General features: G+C 75.0%; 1 protein-coding gene and 1 pseudogene. Both read left to right on the top strand.

What is annotated here, in order from left to right:
• Positions 1–1,182, top strand: a pseudogene (locus tag PKE44_RS19415) (hypothetical protein); the annotation flags it as partial.
• An 84-nt stretch (positions 1,183–1,266) separates the two neighbouring features.
• A partial coding sequence (locus PKE44_RS19410; protein ID WP_324554501.1) for a hypothetical protein occupies positions 1,267–1,514 on the top strand: 248 nt, incomplete at its 3' end.

Below are 1,514 nucleotides of genomic sequence, written 5' to 3'. Positions count from 1 at the left end.
CGCACGCTGGTCGGCGCCGGCCGGCTCGATCACTGGCTGCCCGCGGATGCCGTCGCGCTCGGTGTGCTCGCGATCGACGGCGATGCCGTGCTCTGGTGCGACCCCTGGCTGCTGCGCCACCCGCGCCGGCCCGATGCCGTGCTCGACGGCTTTCAGGAAGACCTGCTCGCGCACTACCGCGCGCTGCTCGCCGAGGTGCTCGCCGAGCGCGCCGGCGCGAGCTTCCACGCCGGCGAGCACTTCCACGTGCTGCCGCCGGCCGGTCCGCTGCCGCGTGCCTGCGTCGATCCGGTGCGCGGCCAGCAGACCTTCTTCCCGGCCGAATGCCGCGTGCAGCTCGTGCCGCTGCGCGCCGACGACATGGAAGCCGTGCTGCAGTCGGCGCTGGCGCTGGCCCCGCTCGATCTCGACGCGCCGCAGCCGGCCGAGGTGCTGGTGCTGGTGGCGCTGGACGCGAGTCCGTACGCGAACCTCGCCGAAGCGCTGCTCGCACGCGCGCAGAGCGACGCGCTCGGCGGCGAGGACGTGCTGGCGCCGGTCGTGACGCTCTCCGGCGAAACCGATCCGGCCAGCCCGTGGTTCCCGTTCTGGGAGGCCGTGCCCGAGGGCCGCGTCTATTACCTGCGCCGGCCGGCGCGCGCCGCCGCCGACGGGCTGGCCGGCATCGTGCTCGCGAGCGGCTACACGGTGCCGGAAGCGCTGCCGCCGCCGGCGCCGGAACCGGGGCCGGAACTGCCGCCGCCGGATACCGGCGAACCACCGCCCGACACCACCGTGCCGCCACCTGAAATCGTGACCGTGGCCGTGCTGCCCGAGTGGCTGCGCAGCGATGCGCTCGCGCGGCTGCGGCCGGCGCCGGAAGCGGCCACTCGCGAGCAGCGGAGCGTGCTGGCGCTGCTCGACGAGGAACAGGCGAGCCGCGAAGGCACGGCCGCCGGCTATCCGCTGACCGGCTCGGTGAGCGCGGCGCTGCTGCACATCGGTCCGATGACCGATTCCGCGCTGTGGCCGACGCTCGCCGCACTCGCCGGCAGCGGCGGGTCGCGCGCCATCGACACCTGGCTGGAAACCTTCCGCCGCGCCGAGGCCGACGGAGCCGACGTGTTCCGCGCCGGCGTCGCCGCCGGTCGCGAACTCGGCCTCGACACGACGCTGCTGCGGCTGTGGAGCAGCATCGGCTGATGTGCGCGATGCCCGCCCGTTCCTGCTGAAGCGCGATGCCGGCCGGCACGGTCCTGATCCGTGCCGGATCGCCTGGAGCCTCCGATGGCCGACTTTTTCCGCCTGAGCCCGCCACAGCCGACGCCGTCCGGCCAGTCGCGCCCGCACCTGTTCCCGCTGCGCAGCCTCGGCGCCGCCGACTTCGACCGGCTCGACCGCTACCGCGACACCCGGCTCGCGGCGCTGCTCGCCGGCCGCCCGGCCGGCATCGTCGAGGGCCTGCGCATCGGCGCCCAGCCCGGCGGCGACAGCGTCGTCGTGCGCTGGCCGAAATTGCGGATCAGGGTCTGGAT

Source organism: Plasticicumulans sp., from assembly GCF_035331805.1.
Taxonomy (GTDB): domain Bacteria; phylum Pseudomonadota; class Gammaproteobacteria; order Competibacterales; family Competibacteraceae; genus Plasticicumulans.
Note: the sequence above shows the minus strand (reverse complement) of the source record. Positions and strands in the feature narration are given on the sequence as shown.